The 23,013-nt window shown below is 64.1% G+C and carries 20 protein-coding genes and 1 tRNA gene; 8 read left to right on the top strand and 13 right to left on the bottom strand.

What is annotated here, in order from left to right:
• The first annotated feature begins 42 nt into the window (after positions 1-42).
• Both AAA969_RS02465 and AAA969_RS02460 read left to right on the top strand, forming a co-directional pair.
• Positions 43-615 (top strand): SixA phosphatase family protein, encoded by a 573-nt coding sequence (locus AAA969_RS02465; RefSeq protein ID WP_338243259.1) that lies wholly within the window; start codon positions 43-45, stop codon positions 613-615.
• Between the two features lie 71 nt (positions 616-686).
• On the top strand, positions 687-2,285 hold the full coding sequence (locus AAA969_RS02460; RefSeq protein ID WP_338243257.1) for a glycosyltransferase family 2 protein: 1,599 nt from the start codon (positions 687-689) through the stop codon (positions 2,283-2,285).
• A gap of 151 nt (positions 2,286-2,436) precedes the next feature.
• On the opposite strand, the gene AAA969_RS02455 is transcribed toward AAA969_RS02460, so the two are convergent.
• The 3 genes from AAA969_RS02455 to AAA969_RS02445 all read right to left on the bottom strand — a co-directional run bounded on the left by AAA969_RS02455 (position 2,437) and on the right by AAA969_RS02445 (position 5,750).
• Positions 2,437-2,510, bottom strand: a tRNA-Gly gene (locus AAA969_RS02455).
• Between the two features lie 128 nt (positions 2,511-2,638).
• Positions 2,639-4,633: an alpha/beta hydrolase family protein gene (locus tag AAA969_RS02450; protein ID WP_338243255.1), complete on the bottom strand. Its 1,995-nt coding sequence runs from the start codon at positions 4,631-4,633 to the stop codon at positions 2,639-2,641.
• A 97-nt stretch (positions 4,634-4,730) separates the two neighbouring features.
• Positions 4,731-5,750: a 2'-deoxycytidine 5'-triphosphate deaminase gene (locus AAA969_RS02445; protein WP_338243253.1), complete on the bottom strand. Its 1,020-nt coding sequence runs from the start codon at positions 5,748-5,750 to the stop codon at positions 4,731-4,733.
• A gap of 164 nt (positions 5,751-5,914) precedes the next feature.
• Between AAA969_RS02445 and apaG the strand changes: the two genes are divergently transcribed.
• Entirely contained in the window at positions 5,915-6,307 is a 393-nt protein-coding gene (gene apaG / locus AAA969_RS02440) for a Co2+/Mg2+ efflux protein ApaG (RefSeq protein ID WP_338243250.1), read from the top strand.
• A gap of 49 nt (positions 6,308-6,356) precedes the next feature.
• Positions 6,357-7,814, top strand: a complete 1,458-nt coding sequence (locus AAA969_RS02435; protein WP_338243248.1) for a TrkH family potassium uptake protein — start codon at positions 6,357-6,359, stop codon at positions 7,812-7,814.
• On the opposite strand, the gene AAA969_RS02430 is transcribed toward AAA969_RS02435, so the two are convergent.
• The 4 genes from AAA969_RS02430 to AAA969_RS02415 all read right to left on the bottom strand — a co-directional run bounded on the left by AAA969_RS02430 (position 7,811) and on the right by AAA969_RS02415 (position 12,115).
• Positions 7,811-8,965 (bottom strand): GGDEF domain-containing protein, encoded by a 1,155-nt coding sequence (locus AAA969_RS02430; protein WP_338243246.1) that lies wholly within the window; start codon positions 8,963-8,965, stop codon positions 7,811-7,813. The two genes, AAA969_RS02435 and AAA969_RS02430, sit on opposite strands and share 4 nt — an antisense overlap.
• 123 nt (positions 8,966-9,088) lie before the next feature.
• Complete coding sequence (locus AAA969_RS02425; RefSeq protein WP_338243245.1) at positions 9,089-10,018, bottom strand: Hsp33 family molecular chaperone; 930 nt, start codon at positions 10,016-10,018, stop codon at positions 9,089-9,091.
• 28 nt (positions 10,019-10,046) lie between these two features.
• Entirely contained in the window at positions 10,047-11,234 is a 1,188-nt protein-coding gene (locus AAA969_RS02420; RefSeq protein ID WP_338243243.1) for an aspartate aminotransferase family protein, read from the bottom strand.
• A gap of 68 nt (positions 11,235-11,302) precedes the next feature.
• Positions 11,303-12,115, bottom strand: a complete 813-nt coding sequence (locus AAA969_RS02415) for an ABC transporter permease (protein WP_338243241.1) — start codon at positions 12,113-12,115, stop codon at positions 11,303-11,305.
• Positions 12,116-12,319: 204 nt separating this feature from the next.
• Between AAA969_RS02415 and AAA969_RS02410 the strand changes: the two genes are divergently transcribed.
• The 4 genes from AAA969_RS02410 (at position 12,320) to AAA969_RS02395 (ending at position 15,570) form a co-directional block, all read left to right on the top strand.
• Positions 12,320-12,850 carry a GcrA family cell cycle regulator gene (locus tag AAA969_RS02410; protein ID WP_338243239.1) on the top strand — a complete coding sequence of 177 codons (531 nt, stop codon included), beginning with the start codon at positions 12,320-12,322 and terminating at the stop codon, positions 12,848-12,850.
• A gap of 155 nt (positions 12,851-13,005) precedes the next feature.
• Positions 13,006-13,362 (top strand): NINE protein, encoded by a 357-nt coding sequence (locus tag AAA969_RS02405; RefSeq protein WP_338243236.1) that lies wholly within the window; start codon positions 13,006-13,008, stop codon positions 13,360-13,362.
• A 157-nt stretch (positions 13,363-13,519) separates the two neighbouring features.
• Complete coding sequence (locus tag AAA969_RS02400) at positions 13,520-14,254, top strand: carbonic anhydrase (protein WP_338243234.1); 735 nt, start codon at positions 13,520-13,522, stop codon at positions 14,252-14,254.
• Positions 14,255-14,613: 359 nt separating this feature from the next.
• Complete coding sequence (locus AAA969_RS02395; RefSeq protein WP_338243231.1) at positions 14,614-15,570, top strand: hydrogen peroxide-inducible genes activator; 957 nt, start codon at positions 14,614-14,616, stop codon at positions 15,568-15,570.
• Here AAA969_RS02395 and phoB read toward each other — a convergent pair.
• The 6 genes from phoB to AAA969_RS02365 form a co-directional block, all read right to left on the bottom strand.
• Entirely contained in the window at positions 15,546-16,235 is a 690-nt protein-coding gene (gene phoB / locus AAA969_RS02390) for a phosphate regulon transcriptional regulator PhoB (protein ID WP_338243229.1), read from the bottom strand. The two genes, AAA969_RS02395 and phoB, sit on opposite strands and share 25 nt — an antisense overlap.
• A gap of 29 nt (positions 16,236-16,264) precedes the next feature.
• A complete protein-coding gene (gene phoU / locus AAA969_RS02385) occupies positions 16,265-16,948 on the bottom strand; it encodes a phosphate signaling complex protein PhoU (protein ID WP_338243227.1) in 684 nt (227 codons plus the stop codon).
• 31 nt (positions 16,949-16,979) lie between these two features.
• Positions 16,980-17,771 (bottom strand): phosphate ABC transporter ATP-binding protein PstB, encoded by a 792-nt coding sequence (pstB, locus tag AAA969_RS02380; protein WP_338243224.1) that lies wholly within the window; start codon positions 17,769-17,771, stop codon positions 16,980-16,982.
• A 4-nt stretch (positions 17,772-17,775) separates the two neighbouring features.
• On the bottom strand, positions 17,776-19,518 hold the full coding sequence (pstA, locus tag AAA969_RS02375; RefSeq protein WP_338243223.1) for a phosphate ABC transporter permease PstA: 1,743 nt from the start codon (positions 19,516-19,518) through the stop codon (positions 17,776-17,778).
• Complete coding sequence (gene pstC, locus AAA969_RS02370; protein ID WP_338243220.1) at positions 19,511-21,211, bottom strand: phosphate ABC transporter permease subunit PstC; 1,701 nt, start codon at positions 21,209-21,211, stop codon at positions 19,511-19,513. The genes pstA and pstC overlap by 8 nt, the downstream gene beginning before the upstream one ends.
• A gap of 162 nt (positions 21,212-21,373) precedes the next feature.
• Complete coding sequence (locus AAA969_RS02365; protein ID WP_338243218.1) at positions 21,374-22,735, bottom strand: ATP-binding protein; 1,362 nt, start codon at positions 22,733-22,735, stop codon at positions 21,374-21,376.
• Positions 22,736-23,013 lie beyond the last annotated feature (278 nt).

The raw sequence follows: 23,013 nt of genomic DNA, 5'->3' as shown, positions 1-23,013 counted from the left end.
TTCTCCTCGGTTCAAAACATCTCGAAACTGGCCTAGGAGTAGGTGCGCCTTGTCTGCGGTCAGTTCAAGACCCTGCTGGTCAGGCGTGCTGATGATCGCCAACCTGCCGCCAACCTGCCGGATGCCATGACTGCCACATTGATCCTGATGCGACACGCCAAGGCCGTTGACCGGCTCGAAGCTGAAGACGATTTCCAGCGCGGCCTGACGCCGCGCGGGCGCAGCGATGCGGCCGATACGGCCGATGCGCTGGCGGCGCTCGGCCTGACCGCCGATCTGGCCCTGGTCTCGCCGTCCTGGCGGACCCGCCAGACCTTCGACCAGCTCATCCCCCAGCTCGGGACACCGACAGTGGAAGACCCGATGGTGCTCTACCACGCCTCCACCGAGATGCTGGAACGGGCCACCCGCGACGCGCTGGCCCCGGCCCGCACCCTTCTCCTCGTCGGCCATAACCCCGGGATTGGCGGCTTCGCCCACAAGCTGGCGCTGCGCTGTGACGCCTCGCGCCAGCTGCCGATTGGCTATCCGACCGCTACCGTTTGCGTCTTCGAGCTGGCGAATGAGGACCTCGGCCAGCCCACGCTGGTCGCCTGTATAAACCCTAAAGGGTAATTTTCTTCGATTCGCCTTAAGGCTGTATTTATGCTTTTCTGCGCGCTCAAGGGCGCTCGGGAGGCTGTGACATGGTCCTGATGAATGACGCTGCGCGGACACAAGGGCGACCACCGACGACGCCGCCTCATCCCTGGCGACCGCAGGGTGGTCGCGCCTTCAAGCCGACAAAGCTCGCCTCACCCTCACCGCAACTGGCCCGGATGTGGGCCAGCGAGGCAGCGTTCGGACTGGCCTGGCGCGCGCCCGGGCTGAGTGCGTTCGGCGCGACATCGCGAGCCCTCGGGCGGTGTGTCATGGCCGGACTGGCAGTGACGGCCCTGCTGGCCCTGCTGATGCCGGGCCTCGCGCTGATGACCGCAAGCGGTCTGGTCAGTGTGCTGTTCACCGGACTGATCGCGCTGCGCCTCGCCGCCCTTGCGCTGACGCCCAAACCATTGACCCCGCCGCGGGCCGCCGATGCCGAACTCCCCGCGGCCACCATTCTGGTGGCGCTCTACCGCGAGGCGGCAGTGCTGCCACAGCTGGTGCGCGGCCTGGCGGCGATCGACTATCCGGCGGACCGGATCAGCTTCAAGCTGGTTCTGGAGGCCGATGATGATGCAACAATCCAGCCCGCCCGCGGCCTGGCGCTCGACGACCGCTTCGAGATCGTCATCGTCCCGCCCGGCGAGCCCCGCACCAAGCCGCGCGCCCTGAATTACGCCCTGCGGCTGTGCCGCACACCCCTGGTCACGGTTCACGACGCCGAGGACCGACCGGACCCGGTCCAGCTGCGGCGAGCTGCGGAGGCCTTCCTGGCTGGCAATGAGCGCCTCGCCTGCGTGCAGGCGCCGCTGAACTGGTATAATCGCGACGAGTGCTGGCTCTCACGCCAGTTCGCGCTCGAATATGCCGCGCATTTCCATGCCCTTCTGCCGCTTTACCAACGCCTGGGCTGGCCGCTGCCGCTGGGCGGAACCAGCAATCATTTCCGCCGCGACGCACTGGTCGCCGTCGGCGGTTGGGATGCCTGGAATGTCACCGAGGATGCCGACCTCGGATTGCGACTGCACGCGGCCGGCTATCGCTGCGGGCTGATCGCACCGATGACCCTGGAAGAAGCGCCGCTGAACCTGTCGCCCTGGATCAAGCAACGCACTCGCTGGATCAAGGGCTATGCCCAGACCATCGGCGTGCTTGTCCGCTGCCCCGATACGCCCTGGCGCCAGGTCTGGCCCGGCGCGCTGGTGCTCGGCGGCGCCTTTGCCTCTGCCCTGCTGCATGCCCCGCTCTGCCTGGCCTGCCTGTTCTCCCTCACCCTGCCCGGCGCCCCGCTGACATCCGGCCTGCTGGCGCTGGCCTTCATGCTCACCGGATATGCCAGCGCCATCGCCTGCGCGGGTGTGGCGATGAGGCGGGCCGGATTGCCGCTGCGGACAGTCGATCTGGCCGGCATGCCGGTCTACTGGCTGCTGCAGACCCTTGCGGCGGGGCGCGCCGTACGCCAACTCCTGAGTGATCCCCACCATTGGGAGAAGACCGAACACGGCCTCAGCGCCCTGACGGAAGCGCCATGTATCTCGCTCTCATCCCCACCCTTGTCGGAATCGCCGTGTGCATCGGCCTCTTCTTCCTCGCCCGCTGGCGCGCCGGACAACCGGTGCGACCCGAGCGCGGCCCGCGCATGATCCCCTGGACCCTGATCGCCATCATGGCCGCCGCCTTCTGCGTCGCCCTGCTGGCTCATCTGGTCCAGCTCTTCGGCGTCGACCCGGAAGCGCTGCGCCCGCGGCGGATGTGAGCGCGGCGGGCGACGGTTCGTCTTTCAATTTGGGAGGCTGGAGCGGGTGAAGGGAATCGAACCCTCGTCGTAAGCTTGGGAAGCTTCTGCTCTACCATTGAGCTACACCCGCATGGGGCGAGCATACACGGACAGACCCACGCGGCGGAAGCACGCACATGCAGCCCCGGCCCACAAAAATCGCACATAAAAAAGGGCCGGTTTTCACCGGCCCTTTCTCGTCAGGTCTGTCCGTTGGACTTACTGCGTGGCAGCGTCCGGCGGATTGTGCTCGAACAGGAAGCGCTCGAGATTGGTGTAGAGCTCGCGCACATTGTCCACCGTCATCCGGTAGGACTGGTGCGGGCCGTCCTGGATCGCGACCAGCTCGTAGGGCTTGCCCGCAGCCTGCATCGCCTCGGCCATGATCTCGGCCTGCTCGAAGGGCACGATGAGATCGTCCGTACCATGGATGATCATCAGCGGAGACTGGACGTCAGAGGCGTTCAGGGCCGGCGAGATCCGGGTTATGTACTCGGTTTCGCTGCGCCAGTCGCCGATATACTCGGCCCAGTAGGTCACCGAGGCGCCACCAAAGCGGCCGGTCTCATATTCCATCATCGCAAACACGTCGGACACCGGCGCACCGGCAATCACGCAGCGATAGAGCTCCGGCGTCAGCGTGGCACCCGCCAGGGCGGCATAGCCGCCATAGGACCAGCCGAACAGGCAGACACGGTCGCGAGCAGCGACACCGGTCTCGACAAGGTGGTGCACCGCGTCAGAGACATCGTCCTGCATGGACCGTCCCCATTCGCCGTGAGCCATGGTGATGAAGTTGCGGCCAAAACCCTCGGACCCCCGGAATTGCGGCTGGAACACCGCATATCCACGGGCGGCGAGGAATTGGGCCCACGGATCAAAACCGTAATTGTCACGCGCCTGCGGGCCACCGTGCGGCAGCATCACGAGCGGCAGATCTCTAGCTTCACGGCCCGGCGGCGTGGTCAGATAGCCAAACAGCTCCAGCCCGTCGCGTGCGGCGTAGTGGACCACTTCAACCGGCGCAATCGCTTCATCCGGAATGCGCGCATAGGCACCCGACAGGAAGGCCATCTGGCCGGTGTCGCGATCGAGCAAGTAATAGCTCTGGCTGGTCTGACCGCCATTGACCGAAATGATCACCTTGCGGAAATCCTGGTCAAAGCTGGAGATCGAGACATTCGAGTCCGGGAAGAACCCCTCGAGCTGGGACTGGATACCGGCGAAGGTCTCGTCGAAATACTCGACGTGCTGCCGCTCTTCGTTCCAACGCACACCGATGATGGCATTGGTGCGCCAGTCGCGAATAAAGCTGCCGACATCAGCCAGGTCGGACTGAACGATCGGCCCTTCGATCTCGTTGGTTTCAAAGTTGAAACGGAACACCGCCGCGCGGTCATTGTTCACGCGCGAGGTGAAGTAGCCATACTGACCGGTCGAATCGAGGCCGGCCATATTGGTCATCCGGCCGATCCAGCTGTCAGACCGACGGGCACCGAAGCGGAAGCGCTCACGGGTCAGGTTTTCCGAGTAGACGCGCTCCCAGCCACTGTCATCCAGATTGGACCAGAGCTCGAATTCGCCGTCATCGAAGGCGTATCGGACAACCGGTTCATTCTCGGCATTGAGCAGATATGTATAGCCGCCATCACCGATAAAGACGCGACGGCGGTCACGGTCGCGACCGAAGCCCTGACGGAACAGGCCGACGGCCCGCTGGACAGAGTCCCCGCCGGTCCGCGAGCCCCGATTGTCCTGCAGGACCGGGAGCCAGACCAGCGCCGTATCCGGGTCGGAGATGTCACGATTGGCCAGGCTGGCATACTGGTTGAGTTCCCAGTTCCGGCTGCCGTCAGCGCGGACGATGTAGTTGCGGAACACATCCGCGCGTTCTCCCTGGGCCGCGAGGTCGCGGCGCTCGGAATAGGTGGCGATGAGGTTTTCATCATTCGCCCAGGAGACAGCCGCGAGAACCTGGTCATCGCCGCCATCGATCACCTGCGGCGGATCGCCCACCAGGGAATAGATCACGATCGACCGTTCGGCCCGGCTCTCGCCGGAGATGAACACGATGCGCTCGCCATTCGGCGAAATGTTTACGGACGACATGTTTGCCATGGCGGCGTAGTCGTCGATGGATGGCACCGGCGGCTGCGCATGGGCAGCCCCCACCGCCATGAACAGCATTGATGCAAGGCCTAGCAAACGGGCCATACTCCCCTCCCTTACGAAAACCCAACAAATGGATTACTGGGGCGTAAGATTTAGCCTCGTGACGCGACAATCAAGGGGAAAACCCAGAAAATCGGCGCTATTCGCTTTTGAAGAATTTGGAGAGCTTGAGACCCTGGGCCTGGTAGTTGGATGCCAGCTGGCCATACGCCGTCTCCGGGGCCGCCAGCATCGGCTCATAAACGAGCCGCGCAATGGGCTGGCCGTGCTCGAGCATGAAGGGCACATCGCGGCCGCGCACTTCCAGCACGGCCCGGGCACCGACACCCCCCGCCTCGGCCTTGCCGAAGCCGGGGTCGAAGAAACCGGCATAATGGGCGCGGAACTCGCCGATCTCGGTCGCGATGGGTGCCATTTCGGCGGCCTCGTCGAAACCGATCTCGACCGCTTCCTGAGACGCCAGAATGTAGAACTCGCCCGGATCGAGGATCAGACGCCGGTCCGGCGCATAAAGCGGCTCCCAGAAACGGCTGGCCGCATGCCCCGCAATCCTGGCCAGGTCCACGAGACCGGAGTGGCGCCGGGCGCGATAGCCGACAATCCCGTCATCGAAGCCGGCAAGGTCGACGCTGACGGTCACGTCGCGCAGGGTCGAGTGCGCGCCCTGACGAAAGCGGATCTGGCTCAACCGGTCGCCTTCACGCGCCAGGATGGAGAAGGTGCAGGGCGAAATCTCGGCGTAGAGCGGACCCTCATAGCCCACCGGCGCCTGGTCGAAGGCCACACCCCGGTCGGTGATGACACGGGTGAAGACATCGATCCGGCCGGTCGAGCTTTTCGGGTTCATGGCCGCGGTCAGGCCGGCGGGCAGCTTCAGGCCTTCCTGCAGCGGTGCGAGATAGACGCAGCCGGTTTCCAGCACGGCGCCGGCGCTGAGATCAACGGTGTGCATGACGAGGTCATCGTCAAGCCGTTCGGCCACGGTCCGGTCCGGCCCGGGCAGGAAGCTGGCCCTCAGGCGCCAGGCCTTGTTGCCGAGACGCAAATCAATGCTGGCCGGCTGCACCTGTCCGTCCGCCAGAGGTGTCTCGACGGTCACGATGCCGCGCTCGGTGAGGGCAGAAAGATAATGGTCGGGGAGAATTCCGGTGTCGGCCATGGGTCACGATCAGCAGGTCTGCGGGCTGGCAGATGTCCAACATCCGGCGCGCCCTGTCCAGCCATGCTGACCGTGGGGGTTGAGCCGCTTTGCGCGCAGGTCGATGATAGCGCCAGTTTTTCAGGATCAGGTTCGCACCCGGCGGCCGGTCACAGGGGCCCTCCATGTATGAGCACGAAAGCCGCGGCGTGCGGATCAGTGTCAGTCCGGACTATCTTGAGGACGAGAGCCTTCCGGATGAAGGGCGCTATGTCTGGGCCTACACGATCGAGATCGAGAATACCGGCGAACAGCCGGTGCAGCTGATCGCTCGCCAGTGGGCGATCACCGACGCCAACGGCAATACCGAGCATGTCCAGGGCATGGGCGTGATTGGTGAGCAGCCGATTATTGAGCCTGGCGGGCGCTTCCGGTACACATCCGGCGCCCCGCTCAGCACCCCGTCGGGCTTCATGAGCGGCAGCTATGAGATGCGCCGCGGCGATGGTGAAAGCTTTGCCGCGACCATTCCCGGCTTCTCGCTGGACCGGCCATCCGACCGGTTGTGGCTGCACTGAGCAATGATCGCAATCCGATGACCCGTCCCCAGCCGGAAATCATGCGCCCGTGACCCAGGCCCTGAGGCAAGTTCTCTTCATGATCGGCATGATGGTGACGGTGCTGGCCGTCACCATGGTGTTCCCGGCGCTCGTCGACTTCGCCGAGGGCGAACAGGAAAGCGCGACCGCCTTCATCCTGTCCGCGGTCATCGGCGTCTTCGTCGGCGGCGCGATCACGCTGGCGACCCGTGGCCCGGTCGGCGACATGCCGCCACGCGGCGCCTTCGTCCTGATCGTTGGCGCCTGGCTCGGCCTGGCCCTCTGCGCCGCGCTGCCGCTGCGCCTCTCCGGCCAGGAGTTGAGCTGGACCGATGCGATCTTCGAATCCATCTCCGGCCTGACCACGACGGGCGCCACCGTGATCACCGGTCTCGATTTCCGCCCGCCCGGACTGTTGCTGTGGCGCGCCATCCTGCAATGGATCGGCGGCATCGGGATCATCGTCACGGCAATGGCCTTCTGGCCGATGCTGGGGATTGGCGGCATGCAGCTGTTCCAGCTCGAGACCGGCGACAAGTCAGACAAGGTCCTGCCCCGTGCGACCCAGATTGCAGCCGGCATTGCCGCGATCTATGCCGGCCTCACGCTGATCTGCTTCCTGGCCTATCTGGCGACCGGCATGGACTGGCTGCATGCAATCTGCCACGCCATGTCGACCCTCTCGACCGGCGGCTTCTCGGCGTCCGACAATTCAATGGGCAATTACGTCCATCTCGGCGCCGATGTGATCACCACCGTTTTCATGGTGCTGGCCTCCTTGCCGTTCGGCCTCTACGTGCTCGCCTCGCGCGGCCGGTTCAGCAATCTTTTCCGGGACGCACAGGTGCGCGGCTTCCTGCTCGTCGTCCTGGTTGCGTCGGTCGGCCTGACCGCACTCCTGATGATCCAGCACACCCCGACCGACGGTGTGGCCGCCTGGCGGCATGCCAGCTTCAATGCCGTCTCGATCATCACCGGGACCGGGTTTGCGACCACGGATTACGGACAATGGGGCTCGTTTGCCCAGGCCTGCTTCTTCGTCTTCATGTTCATCGGCGGCTGCGCCGGGTCGACGACCTGCTCGATCAAGATCTTCCGTTACCAGATCGCCGGCACCGCCATCAGGCGTTACCTCGCGCGACTGCTGCAGCCCAATGCCATCATCCCGATGCGCTATAATGGTCGGCCGGTCTCGGAGAGCATCCTGCACTCTGTGCTGGGCTTCTTCTTTGTGTTCTTTGCGGTTTACGCGGGTTCGGCCGCCATCCTCTCGGCGATGGGGCTGGACCTGGTCACAGCGCTGTCCGGTGCCGCGACCACGCTGGCCAATGTCGGCCCCGGCCTTGGTCCGATCATCGGCCCGGCTGGCACATTCGAGCCCCTGCCGGATCCGGCGAAATGGGTTCTGACGGCCAACATGTTCATTGGACGGCTGGAGGTCCTCGCGGTCCTGATCCTGCTCAGCCCGCGCTTCTGGCGGCCCTAGGCGGCGGCCAGGATGATCCGGTTCCGGCCGGCGCCCTTGGCCCGGTAGAGAGCTTCATCGGCGAGCTTGAGAAGCCGTGTCAGGGATGGTTGCGCCTCGGCCAGCTCCACCAGGCCGGCTGAAATCGTCACCGAGATCTCCAGACCGTCGCTGCGGAAGGGCTGGGCTTCGACCGCGCCCCGGACCCGCTCGGCAATCTCGGCCGCGCTGGCGCCGGAACCGGCATGGATGAGCGCGACAAACTCCTCGCCGCCCAGTCGCGCGACATGATCGGTCTGACGCAGGGCAGCGCCAAGGACGTTGGCGACATGCTGGAGCACGGCGTCACCGACATCATGGCCGTAGGTATCATTGACCTGTTCGAACTGATCGACATCAAACACGGCGAGCGCGGCCTTGGGCTGATCGTCCGGCTCCTCGGCGAGGCGCGCCGCGACCTGCGCTTCAAACGCGCGCCGGTTCGGCAAGCCCGTGAGATAGTCGGTCAATGCCGCCTGTCGCAATACCGAGGCCGAGCGCCCGGCCGACAACAGGACAAAGCCGAACACCAGATTGGTCTCCACCACCATCATCGACAGGATGCCGACCGCGACAGTCTGGTTTGGTGCGAGAATGCCCGGCATGTCCGGATCGAGCAGCAGAACATCGCCGCACACAAAAACCAGCGACAGCACAAAGAAGTAGATATTGTAGCGCAGAAGCCGGACCCCGAACTGGCCGGCCCGCGCCCCGACCGTCTGCAGATAGCGCAGCATCAGAAGGTTCGGCACGATCACTGCAACTCCGAAAATGGCAAAGCGGATCGCGGCATTGTCGACGATCCAGGTCAGCGCCGGAAAGCCGATCAGGATCAGGGCGGCCAGCATGGCATGCTGCCAGCGCGGGACCGTCTGGCCGGCAAACCGCGCGAGGCCTTCCAGCATGATCATGAAACCACCGGCCGCCAGGATATCGCCGATGACGATGCCGAACAGGTCCGGCACGACGCCGCGCAGCGAGATCAGGCCGAGACCGAGGCCGTGGGCGGCCGTCCCGGCCAGCCACCAGCGCGGCCCGTCACTGTCACGATGGATGGCGGCATTGACGACGTGAATGAACACACCGGCCAGGATGACCGGAACGATCGCCAGAATGAGTGTTTTCGAATCCATGCGACTCGCGACCGATCTTCCCCAACCCAGCGAGCACTATCGACGCGATGCGTTACCGGAGGGTTTTTCTCGGGCAAGAAGTTGCGCTGCAGCGCAGCAATCACCGCGCTGAAAGGCCCGCGTTCAGGACGCGCTGGCCTCGACCTCTGCGGGTTCGAACCGCCAGTCGCGATTGCAATACTCGCAGGTCATGACGATGGCGCCGTCGGTCTCCATCTCGGACCGGTCCTCGGCCGGAAAGGAGGCGATAATCCGCCGCAGGCGCTCACGCTCGCAGGAACAGCGCTTGGTGACCGTGACCGGCTCGAGCAGCCGCACGCCATCCTCGTTGAACAGTCGGAAAAGCAGGGCACCGGACGACAGGTCCGGGTCCAGCAATTCGGCATCCTCGACGGTCTCGAAGAGCGCGCGGGCATGATCCCAGTCGTCTTCGGCCGAGCCGCGGGCCTCATCGGCCGCCACTGACTGCAGCAAGGCGCCACCGCCCCGCCACTGGCGCGCCTGATCGCCGCTCCAGAACTCGCCGATGGCACAGCGCAGGCGCGTCGGCGTCTGCTCGGACTGGCGGAAATAGGTCTCCGCGACGGCGCTCAGACTGGTGCCTTCCAGCGCAACGACGCCCTGGTACTGGTCCATGTCCGGGCCGTGATCAATCGTCATGGCGAAGGAGCCATGGCCGAGCAGGGTCTGCATCATCGCGTCTGCCGCGACGTCGACGGCCAGAGCCGTTTCAACCGCCGCACGGTCCATCGAGGCAAAGCCCCGCACGCCCTCGCCGGTGACGTACTCAGCCACCAGGAACCGGACCGGCCCGTCGCCCTGGGCCTGAACAATCAGGCGACCGTCGAACTTGAGCGCATCGCCGACAAGGATGGTGACGAGTACCGCCTCGCCCAGCAGGCGGGCAACAGGAGCCGGATAGTCGTGCGCCGACAGGATTTCGTCGAGCACGGATCCGATGCGGGTGACCCGCCCGCGCACGGTCCGGCCCTCAATCTGAAAGCCGGCAACGATATTGTCGTCTTCTCCGAGCGGGTCACTCACGGGGATCATCCTTGTCGCTAGGCGGTTGAAACGCCGGTCAGGCCGTCGATTCGAGAGCCGCGAACGCGGCGTCGAGAACAGCCACCGCCTCGCTGGCATCGTCCTTGGTAATGACCAGCGGCGGGGCAAGACGCGCGACATTGTCGCCCGCCGCGCCGATCAGCAGATGGCGATCGCGGGCCAGCGGTACAAGCTTCTTCGGATCGAAACCGTCCTTGAGCTGGATACCGATCAAAAGACCCTTGCCGCGGATCTCCTTGATCTTGTCAGGGTGGCGATCCATCAGGCCATGCAATTGCTGGCCGAGATAGTTCGAGACATCGACCACTTGGTCGAGGAAACCGTCGGCGGTGAGTTCATCGAACACGACATTGCCGACCGCCATCGCGAGCGGTCCGCCGCCATATGTCGAGCCATGGGTGCCGACAACCATGCCGGCCGCCGCCGCCTCGGTCGCGAGGCAGGCGCCCATCGGGAAACCGCCGCCGATACCCTTGGCCGACGCCATGATGTCCGGCTCGGCGCCCTCGACCCACTGATGGGCAAACAGCTTGCCGGTCCGGCCCGCGCCGCACTGGACTTCATCATAGATGAGCATCAGGCCGTGCTCGTCACACAGCTGGCGCAGACCGCGCAGGCATTGCTCGGGAACGGCACGGACACCGCCTTCGCCCTGGACGGGCTCGATGCAGATCGCCGCGGTCTCGTCGGAAATGGCAGCCTTCAGGGCCTCGTGATCGCCGAACTCGACCTGGTCGAACCCTTCCATCGCCGGGCCGAAACCCTCGAGGTATTTCGGATTGCCACCGGCATTGATGGCGCCGTAGGTGCGGCCGTGGAAGGCACCGGTGAAGGTGATGATACGGTAGCGCTGCGGATTGCCGTTCACGAAGTGATAGCGGCGCGCGGTCTTCAGCGCACATTCCATCGCCTCGGCACCGGAATTGGTGAAGAAGACACGGTCGGCAAAGGTGGCCTTGGTCAGCTTGTCCGCCAGTTCGATGCCGGCCGGCACCTTGAACATGTTGGACAGGTGCCAGAGCTTGCCGGCCTGTTCGGTGAGCGCTGCCACGGCCTTCGGATGGGCATGGCCCAGGCAATTCACCGCGATGCCCGAAATAAAGTCGAGATACCCCTCGCCATCGCCTGTAAACAGACGCGCCCCCTTGCCGTGATCAAAGACCAGATCCGGCGGAGCGTAGGTATCCATCATCGGTGCGGGCATGTGTTGTCCTCCTAGGGTGTGTGACCCTGTCTCAGCGTGGGCCTTGTCTCTCCTCTAGGCCGGGCCGATCAGCTCTTCAAGCGCCAGCCTGCATGCAAGAGCGCATAGCTGAGTACGCCCAGCGCAAGGTTGATCACGGCCAGCAGGATAACCCCGATCATGAGGCTGCCATCGGCATGGCCGGTGAAGCCATAGCGGAAGCCGTCAATCATGTAGAAGAAGGGGTTGAAATGACTGATGGTTGCCAACGGCCCGGGCAGGTTGGTGATCGAGTAGAATGTGCCGGACAGGAAGGTCAGCGGCGTGATCACGAAGGTCGTGACGGCGGCCATGTGATCGAACTTTTCGGCCCAGAGGCCGCCGATCACGCCAATCATCGACAGCATCGCCGCGGCGCTCAGGCCGAAATACAGCACGGCCCACCAATGCGCCGGCATCATGTCGAGGAAGGGGACCAGCGTGACCGCCGTCACCGCAGCGACGAGAACGCCACGGGTCATGGCGCCCGCGACAAAGGCGATGAAAAGCTCGAGGGCCGAAAGCGGGGGCATCAGGAAGTCGACCGTATTGCCCTGCACCTTGGAGACAAGGATGGAGGAGCCGGAATTCGCGAAGGCGTTGTTCAGGAGCCCCATCAGGATCAGACCCGGAGCGAGGAATTCGGCGAAGGGTATACCCCCGACATCGCCGCGCCGGGCGCCGATCGCGACGGCAAAAACCGTCATGTAAAGCAGTGTCGTTGCAACCGGGGCGAGCACGGTTTGCATGCCGACCTTCAGGAATCGCCGGACTTCCTTCTTGTACAGCGTCCAAAGCCCCAAGCCATTGAAAAGGCCAAACTTCTTGGGCTGTGGAAAATCAGTTAAAGCGGCGTTACTCATATCGAATTACCCTTAATTTCTCGGTAACCATCCTCGTTAACGATTGGTGGTGCAAGTGAGCTTTCCACAGGAATGAACCTAACCCCATCTTGTGGCATCTGCTCGCGTTGATACAATATCTAGTGTAATTAAACATGCATTGAGCAGTGCGCGGTTTACCACCATCAAGGTAGGCCTGCGCATCCCAAACGGGAGACTAGGGCAATGGCTTGGACTGACGAACGCGTCGAAGAACTCAAGAAACTCTGGTCGGAAGGCCTGAGCGCGAGTCAGATTGCGAAACAGTTGGGTGGTGTGACCCGCAACGCCGTGATTGGCAAGGTTCACCGCCTTGGTTTGTCAGGTCGCGCAACGCCGTCGCGCCCGGCCCGCCGTACCGTGAAACCCTCCCGCCCACGTACGCCGGCTGCGACCACAGCCCCGGCCCGCGCTGTTGCACGCCCCGCACCGTCCGCCCCGCCAGCCGCGGCGCCCGCTCCAGTGGAGCCTGCGGTTCTTCCCTCCGGCGAGTTTGCGACCGTGCTGACGCTGCGTGAAAGCATGTGCAAATGGCCGATCGGCGATCCCTCCCAGTCCGAGTTCCGCTTCTGCGGCCGCAAGGCGGATACCGGACAGGCCTACTGCCACGCCCACTCCGACATGGCCTATCAGCCGAGCCAGAAGCGTCGTCGCCGCAATTCCGATGCCTCGGCTGCGCTCGATGCGATCGCTGCCACGCGCCGCTATAATTTCTGACCCGACCCCTCACCCAGGTACAGGGACAGATCATGGCCGCCTCGTTTCCGGGGCGGCCATTTTTTTGTTTGCAAAACATCGCGCTTCGCAGTTGGGTTAACGCCTCGACGCGGCCGTGGAAGACTGGCAGCGCGACACGGGTCTAGGGGACAAGAATGAACCAACGCGCTTACACACTGGAACTCCTGCAGCTGGCATCCGCCGTACCGTCCGGCAATCGCCAGGCCTTCATGACAGCCTTCCAAGCCTCCGAGAAAAACCCGGTGGTGCTCTTCGGCTTCAACATCTTTCTCGGCGCGCTCGGCGTTGACCGTTTCCTGGTTGGTGACATCCTGGCCGGTGTCCTCAAGCTGCTGACCCTCGGCGGACTTGGCCTGTGGCAGCTGATTGATTGCTTCCTGATCGGTAGCCGGGCTCGCAACAAGAATCTCGAGCTGGCGCGCCAGCTGGCCAATTCCTTCTCGCGGACCGCACAGCCGGGCGCGGATGAGAGCACCGCGACCTCAAACTGACACCTCGCTGTCGCGGCCAGATGTGCGGTTCCAAGGGGGAGATAGCGGCCTGAAGCTTCCATAGCTAAAACCTATGGGCAGGTAACGCAGATCGTATTCGTCACTAATCCAGACCCCCCCCACATGTGCGCCATTGATCAATTGGAGAGATTTCTCGATGAAACATCTTGTCATGGCGGCCGGTGTTGCCGCTGCCGGTCTGAGCGCCGCCTCGGCAGAGGACTGGAGCTATGCCGGTGAAACCGGACCTGAGCACTGGGGTCATATCAGCGAGGAAGCGGCCGTTTGTGCCACCGGGATCCAACAAAGCCCGATCGATCTGACCGGTGCCATCTCGGCCTCCGGCGCGGCGCCGAGCCTGGCGCTGAACAGCATGAGCGGTGTCCAGGTCGTCCGGAACGCGCATGGCGTGACCTACAGCGCGAACTCGGTCGACGCCGGTCTGACGCTGGGCGGCAGCGAATTCAACCTGCTCCAATTCCACTTCCATGCCCGTTCCGAGCACCATATCGACGGCAATGACTTCCCGATGGAAGTGCATTTCGTGACCGCCTCCGACGATGGTCGCCTGGCCGTGGTCGGGGTCATGTTCGAAGAGGGCGATGCCCACCCGGCGCTTGACGCGCTGTGGGCTGCGATCCCGGCCGAAGGCGAAACCGCCAGCGGCCCGGCCATGCTGGCCCTCGACAGCTTCATCCCCGATGCCGAGCCGGTCTTCCGCTATGAAGGCTCGCTGACCACCCCGCCCTGCTCGGAAATCGTCAGCTGGACCGTCTTCCCGACGCCGATTGAAGCCTCTGCCGAGCAGATTGGCGCTTTCACGGCGCTGGTTACGGACAATGCCCGTCCGGTTCTGCCGGCCAATCGTCGCTACGTGCTGCTGAGCGACTGATCCTCGCCGGATACAGCCACCAACAGGAAGGGCCCGACCGGATTGGTCGGGCCCTTTTTGTATTCGTTTCCGCCCGCCCTTGGCAGATCAACGGGATACGGGTTCGCACGATCGCCCGTCGGTCAGCCCGGAATGAAGAGGCCCGACCGACGCATGCGGGGACACGCTGCGTCAGCCGGGCCGACCGGTCAGGGGTTTCAGACAGGGTATCGGTCCTGCCCGGACAGGGCCTGACCGGCCCTGGTGAACCTGAAGCGTGTGTCTGGGGGGTACGGACACTCAGGTGACATCTGAATAGCCTGGCAGCCGAAATAGCCAAATGATAAGCTATCTATCTTGATCATAGGGAATACCTATCCATGAGACCGACGCTCCGTCAGCTCCAATACCTCGTCGCAACCGCCGACACCGGTCGCTTCTCGGACGCGGCGAAAATGCTCAATGTCAGCCAGCCCAGCCTGTCGGCCCAGATCGCCGAAGCGGAAGCCCATCTGGGCGTGATCGTCTTCGAGCGCGGGCGCCACGGTGCCAGCCTGACCCCGCTCGGTGCGGAGATCATCCGTCGGGGCCGCTACGTGCTGCGCCAGATGGAGGACATGAAGTCGATCGCCTCGAACGGACGGGTCGGCCTCTACGGTCGTGTCCGGCTCGGCGTGCTGCCGACAATTGGACCCTACCTGCTGCCGCGCTGCACCGCCGGTCTTCACCGGGCCTTCCCGGACCTGCGCTTGAGCATTCGCGAGGAATCCACCGTGGAGCTTCAGGAAAAGCTGATCGACGGCCGGATGGATGTTGTGATCTCGACCCCGCAGGACCACGCCCAGACGCGATCCGAACACCTGTTCAACGAGTCCCTTTGGGTGGCAGTGCCGGTTGACCATCCGCTGGCCAGCAGCGCCGGCCCGGTCCGACTCGACACCCTGGCCGGCCAGCCCTTGCTGTCGCTGGGTATGGGGCACCGTTTGGCCGGGCTGGTCGCCGAACTGGCACACCAGGTCGGGGCCTATATCTCCACCGACTACGAGGGCACGAGCCTGGACGCGATCCGGCACATGTCAGCGCTTGGCGCCGGAGTGGCCATTCTGCCGGAACTCTATGTCGCCTGTGAGGCCCGGCGCGACGCGACCCTGGTCTACCGTCGCATCGCTCATGCCTCGGCGCAGCGTGACATTGCGTTGATCTGGCGCGAAGCCTCGCCCTTGCAGGACGGGTTCACCGACCTCGCGGCCGCCTTGCGGGCCGCAGCGACCCCGATCCTCGGTGTCCGCAATGATCCGATCGCCACGCCGGATCAGGCGTTGACGTCGAACGCGTAGCCGGCCGAGCGGACCGTCCGGATGGGATCGCGCTCTTCCTTGTTGTTGAGCGCCTTGCGCAACCGGCCGACATGGACGTCCACCGTGCGGGCCTCGACATAGACGTCCGAGCCCCAGACCGCATCGAGCAATTGCTCGCGCGAGAACACCCGTCCCGGATGCTGCATGAGATAGTCCAGCAGGCGGAACTCGGTCGGCCCGAGATGGATTTCCCGATCGGCGCGGCGCACCCGGTGGGCGACCCGGTCCATCGAGATGTCACCAGCCTCGATCACATCCTCGGCCAGGCCCGGGCGGATACGACGCAGCACGGCCCGGATCCGGGCAAAAAGCTCGGTCATCGAAAAGGGTTTGACGACATAGTCATCGGCGCCGGTGTCGAGACCGCGGACCCGGTCGGTTTCCTCGCCACGCGCCGTCAGCATGATGATCGGGACATTGGCGGTTTCCTGGCGCCCGCGCAGACGGCGGCAGACTTCGATACCGGAGACTTTCGGCAGCATCCAGTCCACAAGCACCAGATCCGGCGTCGTTTCCTCGGCCTGGATCAGGGCGTCCTCGCCATCACTGGCCACGGCAACCGTGTAACCCTCTTTCTCCAGATTATACTGGAGCAGGGTGGCCAGGGCATCTTCGTCTTCTATGACAAGAACTTGCGGTTTCATTGATCGGCTCCGCGCTAACGATCAGGGGGTCAGGAGTGGCCGTCATCCACGAGGGGCGAGGCTGTCACCATGAAGTGGACCGCTTCGGCAATATTGGTGGCATGATCCCCAATGCGCTCCAGATTCTTGGCCACGAAGAGGATGTGAACGCCCGGTTCGACAAGACCGGAGTCCTCGGTCATCGACATCAGCATCTCGCGCACCAGCGTGTTGTAGCGCTCATCGACTTCGTCATCGGAATGCCAGACACGAACGGCTGGCTCGACGTCGGCGGACGCCAGCGCGTCGAGGACTTCGCGCAGCTGCTTGATCACGATCTCGCCAAGCCGCTCAACCTGCCGGTTCAGGGACACCGGGGCGTAGCCGGCCAGGTCACCGGCGCGATAGGCGATATTCTTGGCAAGGTCGCCGACCCGCTCGAGATCGGCGGCAATCTTGAGGGCCGAGATCGTCATGCGCAGATCGGTCGCAAGCGGCTGGCGCAGGGCGAAGAGGCGAAGCACGCGCTTCTCGATATCAACCTGCAGCGCATTGACCTGCTTTTCGCGCGCCTTGACGTCAGGCTTGACGCTGGCATCGCGCCGGACGACAGCGGAGATCGCCTTCTCAAGCTGGGTTTCGACCAGACCGCCCATGCGGGCGAGGTCATCAGCGAGTTGGTCGAGTTCCTCGCCATAGGCGGTAACAATATGGGCCGTTCTGGAAAGTGCCATTTCTGGCCCTCCTCTCGATGGTCGCGGCGGCCTAGCCGAAACGTCCTGTGATGTAGTCTTGCGTGCGGGTGTCGCGCGGGTTGGTGAAAATATCCTCGGTCAGCCCGTATTCGACCAAGTTGCCCATGTGGAAGAAGGCGGTGTGCTGGGACACACGGGCCGCCTGCTGCATCGAGTGGGTCACGATGATGATGCAGTAATTCTCGCGCAGCTCGTCGATCAGTTCCTCGATCCGGGCCGTGGCGATCGGGTCGAGCGCCGAACAGGGCTCGTCCATCAGGATCACTTCCGGATTGACCGCGATCGCCCGGGCAATGACCAGGCGCTGCTGCTGACCGCCGGACAGGCTGGTGCCCGGATGGCTCAGGCGATCCGAGACCTCGTCCCAGAGGCCGGCCTTGCGCAGCGCGCTTTCGACAATCTCGTCCAGCTCCGGGCGGGTCATCGCCAAACCGTGGATGCGCGGTCCATAGGCGACATTGTCATAGATCGACTTGGGGAACGGGTTCGGTTTCTGGAACACCATGCCGACGCTGGCGCGCAGGACGACGGGGTCGATCGACTTGTCGTTGATCTCCTGGCCGTCAATCGTCAGCGAGCCGCCGACAACCGCGCCATCGATCGTGTCATTCATGCGGTTCAGGCAGCGCAGGAAGGTCGACTTGCCGCAGCCGGACGGGCCGATGAAGGCCGTGACCGAACGATCCGGAATGTCGATCGACACATCGTGCAGGGCCTGCTTGCCGGAATAGCTCACCGTCACATTGCGGGCGGCCACCTTGATCGGCTGCTCAGCGACTGGGTTTTCAGGGGTATCGGTCATGACACTACCATCTCCGCTCGAAGCGACGGCGCAAATAGATGGCCAGGGCATTGAACCCGATCATCAGCGCGAGAAGAACCATAATTGCGGCAGCCGTCCGCGCCTCGAATGCGCGCTCGGCGCCATCCGACCACAGGAAGACCTGGACCGGCATGACGGTGGCGGGCTGGGTGAAGCCCTCCAGCCCCAGCGTCGGGGCATCGGCGATGAAGGCGACCATGCCGATCATCAGCAGCGGCGCAGTCTCGCCCAGAGCCTGGGCGAGCCCGATGATGGCACCGGTCAGGATACCCGGCGCGGCGAGCGGCAACACGTGATGGAAGACAGTCTGGGTCCGCGACGCGCCCACGGCAAGGGCCGCCTGGCGGATCGATTGCGGCACCGCCTGCAGCGCGGCGCGGGTCGCGATGATGACCGTCGGCAGGGTCATCAGGGACAGGACGAGACCGCCGACAAGCGGAGCCGAGCGCGGCAGCCCGAAGGCATTGATGAAGACGGCCAGGCCCAGCAGACCAAACACGATCGAGGGGACGGCGGCGAGGTTGTTGATATTCACCTCGATCAGCGCGGTGAAGCGGTTTTTCGGGGCGTATTCTTCCAGATAGAGGGCAGTGAACACCCCGATCGGCACCGAGATGATGATCGTGATGATCATCGTCAGGATCGAGCCGTAGAGGGCCCCCTTGACCCCGGCCAGCTCCGGCTCGCGGCTGTCGGCATTGGCAAACAGATAGGTATTGAAGGCCGGGCTGATCGCACCGCGCGCTTCCAGCGCCCGGGTCCAGACGATCAGTTGATCGCTGACCCGGCGGCGTTCGGCCGGCGTATCAATCACGTAAAGGGTCCAATCGGTGGTCGGTTCGGCCGAGCCATTCCCCAGCAGGAAGCGGCCATTGGCGGTCGCGCCGTCGCGGGCAAGGCTGGTCAGGGCGATCGTGCGCCCACCGGTTTCCACCAGGATGCTGGGCAGGCTGCCATCGAGCATGAGCGGGCCGGAATCGGCCTCCAGGGTCGCCCGGATGTCGCTCGCCCGTCGGCGGTTGAGCTCGGCATCATAGAGCATGTCTTCCGCATCGGTTCCGGTCAGGTCGGCGGCCAGTGCGGCAAGGCTGTCGGCCTCCACTTCCAGGACCGTCGCGCGGGCCCGAAGGGTGCGAGCGATCTCGGCCGCCAGATCGCGGAAGTCGGTCGCCGTGGAACGGACCGTGACCGTGTCGCCCTCGGCCGCCACCGTGAGCGATCCGTCGGTATCCAGGGTCCGGTCCTCGACCAGCAGCCCCTTGAGATAGAGATCGAGATCATCGGCCAGCGGCATGGTGAAGTCGTAGCGGGTTCCGATCAGGGTCGGGTCCTCAAGCACATCATCCATGAGGCGCGTGGCATTGAGGGCGGTATAGAGGCTGAACAGGTTGCGCAGGTCACCGCGCGACTGGACCTCGGGAAACTCGGCCCGCATGGCGTCCTGCAGGATGCGGCTGTAGCTGCCGCGACGGACCGACTCCTCGCTGCCATCGCCCATCGGGTCGACGGCCTCGCGATCAAGCTCGACGGTCAGGACCAGCTCGTTCGCGGTAAAGGCCGGCAGGCCGCCCGAGACGATGGACGTCAACAGGATGATCAGGATACCGACCGCGGTCGCGACCGCGGCGAGTCCGGCCGCGCGAAAGCGCAGCTCAGCCCGGTAGCGCGCACCGAGATTCTTGGCGACGGCATTCCGGATCGGCGAGATGTCGGGCGTATCAGTCATATTTTTCCCGGTATCTTTGCACGACGCGCAGCGCGATGACGTTCATCACCAGGGTGATGACGAAGAGGACCAGGCCCAGCGCGAAGGCCGACAGGGTCTTGGGACTGTCGAATTCCTGGTCACCGGTCAGCAGCATGACGATCTGGACCGTGATGGTGGTGACGGATTCCAGCGGGTTGGCGGTCAGGTTGGCGCCTTGCCCCGCGGCCATGACGACGATCATCGTTTCACCCACAGCGCGGGAGACAGCCAGCAGGATGGCGCCGACAATGCCCGGCAGGGCCGCCGGCAGGATGACCCGGCCGATCGTTTCAGACTTGGTCGCGCCCATGGCGTAGGAGCCGTCGCGCAGGGATTGCGGTACCGAATTGATGACGTCATCGCTGAGCGAGGAAATGAAGGGGATGATCATCACCCCCATGACCAGCCCGGCCGACAGTGCACTCTGGGTCACCACATCATCAATGCCGACCATGGCGAAGAAGCTGCGAATGGCCGGTCCGACGGTCAACAGGGCGAAGAAGCCGTAGACCACGGTCGGGATGCCGGCGAGGATTTCGAGGACCGGCTTGGCGGTCAGGCGGAAACGCGGTCCGGCATATTCCGACAGGTAAATCGCCGAGAGCAGGCCGATGGGCACCGCCACCGTCATCGCGATCAGCGTGATCATGGCGGTACCGGCGAACAGCGGCACGGCTCCGAACGCGCCGGACTGGCCGACCTGGTCCGCGCGCAGGGCAATCTGCGGCGACCATTGAAGGCCGAACAGGAATTCCGTCAGCGGCACGGTCGAGAAGAAGCGCAGGCTCTCGAACAGCAGCGAGAAGACAATACCGATCGTCGTCATGATCGCGATTACCGACGACAGGAAGAGCATCGCGGTGATGAGTCGCTCGACATGATTGCGAGCCCTGAATCCGGCCGTGATCTGGCCGCGGGTCCGCACCAGCCCGCCAAAAGCGATTGCCAGCGCGACCGCAGCGAGCAGGAAGCGCAACTGATTGTCATAGCGCCCCATCACCCGCGCGGCCGCATCGAGCTCAGCACTGGCGCGGCTGGCCAGGCCATCGGTGGCGATCCGGCGCGCATCGGACAGGAAGAGCTGGCGACGTTCGCGCGGCGCGTGGGCGAGTTCGAAACCTGCCAGCGCGCGCACGCCGGCATTGGCGGTCGTCGCATCACGGGCGACAGCGTCACGCAGGACAGTCCGGCGACCGAGACGGGCCTCCTCGGCGGTGGCGATCTGATTGACCAGATCGGTCTGTTCGCGACCGAGCGCTTCCAGACGCGCCGGATCCCGGTCCTCGCCGCGCGCGCTGCGCAGCTGGGCCATGGATGACGCAATCACATCGGCGCGCTCGCGCAGGACCGACAGGGCCTCTTCAAGCTCTCGGGTCGCGGCATCGGCGGCGAGGTCACCCTCGAACCGCGTGGTCAGCTCGATGGCGTCGCGGCGCAGTTCGGCCTCGGTGAGGCGATCGACCAGGTTCGCGCCGAACATGCCATAGGCGGCCAGCAGCACGAAGGCCGGCAGGCCGGTCCAGATCGCAACGTAATAGCCATGATAATTGGGCAGGGAGTGCAGCCGCGCCGTCGCGCCGGAAACGGCGGCGATCGCCCGCGACCGGCCGACATAGAATCCGCCGGCCAGCATCACGATGATCGCGAGCGCGACAATGGCGATAATGGACATGAAATTCCCCTCGGCTCGCCGATTGGTGGTCCCGATCCCGGTGCACCGAGTCATTTGATAGACCCTGTGCGCGCCCCGTTTATGACACTCAGACTACAGTTTTGTGACACCGGCCGGTGTGCCGGCAATGAGTCTGTCGACTTATCGTCAACCCATTGACGTTTAAGACGCTTTTATCTGACGTTTCGAGATAGGCAGAAATACGCTGAACACAGATCCGGAGCCCGGGAGGCTCTCGACGGTGAAGCCGCCACGGTGACGGTTGACGATGTGCTTGACGATGGCGAGGCCCAGACCGGTCCCTTCACGCGGACCGCTCTTCTGGCCATCGACCCGATAGAACCGCTCGGAGAGGCGCGGCAGGTTGCGGCGCTCGATCCCCTTGCCGCTATCGCGGACTCGGATCGCCACGAATCGGTCTCCGGCCTCATAGGCCGGCGCCGCGAGTGTCAGGCGGCTGGCCCCCTCGCCCAGGACGAGCCCCGGCCGCTCGGCCTGGTCACGCGACAGGTCAGTCGTCACCTCAAGCGTGATTTCCGCTCCGGCGTTGGAGTATTTGATCGCATTTTCGACCAGGTTCATGACCACTTCGAGCAACTGGTCGCGGTCGCCGACCGCGGTCACCGAGGGCGCCACTGCCGGCACGATGTCCAGCGTGATCGATTTCTCTGCGAGCTGTGGCCGCAGGACATCGACCACGTCATCAATAATGCCGCTCACATCGGCGAGGCCGCCCGGGGGCACATGCTCATCCATCTCGACCCGCGATAGCGACAAGAGGTCATTGATCAGTCGCTGCATGCGCTCGGTCTGGTCGAACATGATGGCTAGGAAACGGTCGCGCGCCTCGGGGTCATCCTTGGCATGGCCGCGAAGGGTCTCGATAAAGCCGGCCAGTGAGGCCAGCGGCGTGCGCAATTCGTGGCTGGCATTGGCCAGGAAGTCGGCCCGCATCCGGTCGGCCCGCTTGATCGAGGTCTCATCGGACAGAACCAGCATGGCGCGCCAGGGCAGGGCCGGCTCATCACGGCTCGCAAGCGGCGCGACAAAAGCCCGGACATGGCTCTCGACCGGCGCCATCATCGAGTATTCCACCTGATCAACCGCCTGCCCCCGCAAGGCAGAGCTGACGGCTTCGAGGACCTGGGGCTGACGCAGTACCGCCGAGAGATGACCCGTCACGGCGCCCAGGCCGAGGAAATCCCGCGCTGCCGGATTGGCGATTTCGATACGGCCGCCGGCGCCGATCAGCAAGACCGGTATTGGCAGGTTTTCGAGCATGACCTTGGCGCGCAGGGACACGTCGGGATCAACCTCGCCACGCTCGCGCACAGACCGGTTTTTCGGCAATGGGTTCAGCGTTGTGCTGATGGTCAGGTAGTAGAAGGTCGACAGCGCGGCGATCGTCGCGATCGCGACAACCGTCTCCAGCAGGCCGAGCTCGCCGAACAGCCAGAACAGCACGAGGACCATGCTGCCAAGCGCGGCAACCGCAGCGGTATCGCGCCGTCTGATACGGATCATCGGCGCGTCAGATGCCCTATTATTGCTCAAGTTTTAGTCGCTTTCACGCCAGCCTTGCGTCATGTACCCGGCAGTTCGAAGCCGGGACAGGGTCGCGTGCAGGCCTTCTAGCCCGATTTGCATCCAATTGACGAGCCTGCGGCATCAAAGCCGTGATGGCGGAATAACCACATCACGAATTTCGAGAGAGTTTTCATGCCATTCGCTATGCATTTAGTGTTTTTCGATAAAAATATGTTGACTTTCGCTAAGCGCTTTCTAGGATGCACATCCATTCA

The sequence above is a fragment of the Maricaulis maris genome, from assembly GCF_036322705.1.
Classification (GTDB): Bacteria; Pseudomonadota; Alphaproteobacteria; order Caulobacterales; family Maricaulaceae; genus Maricaulis; species Maricaulis maris_B.
The sequence above is the reverse complement of the archived record's forward strand: the minus strand, read 5'-3'. Positions and strand labels throughout refer to the sequence as shown.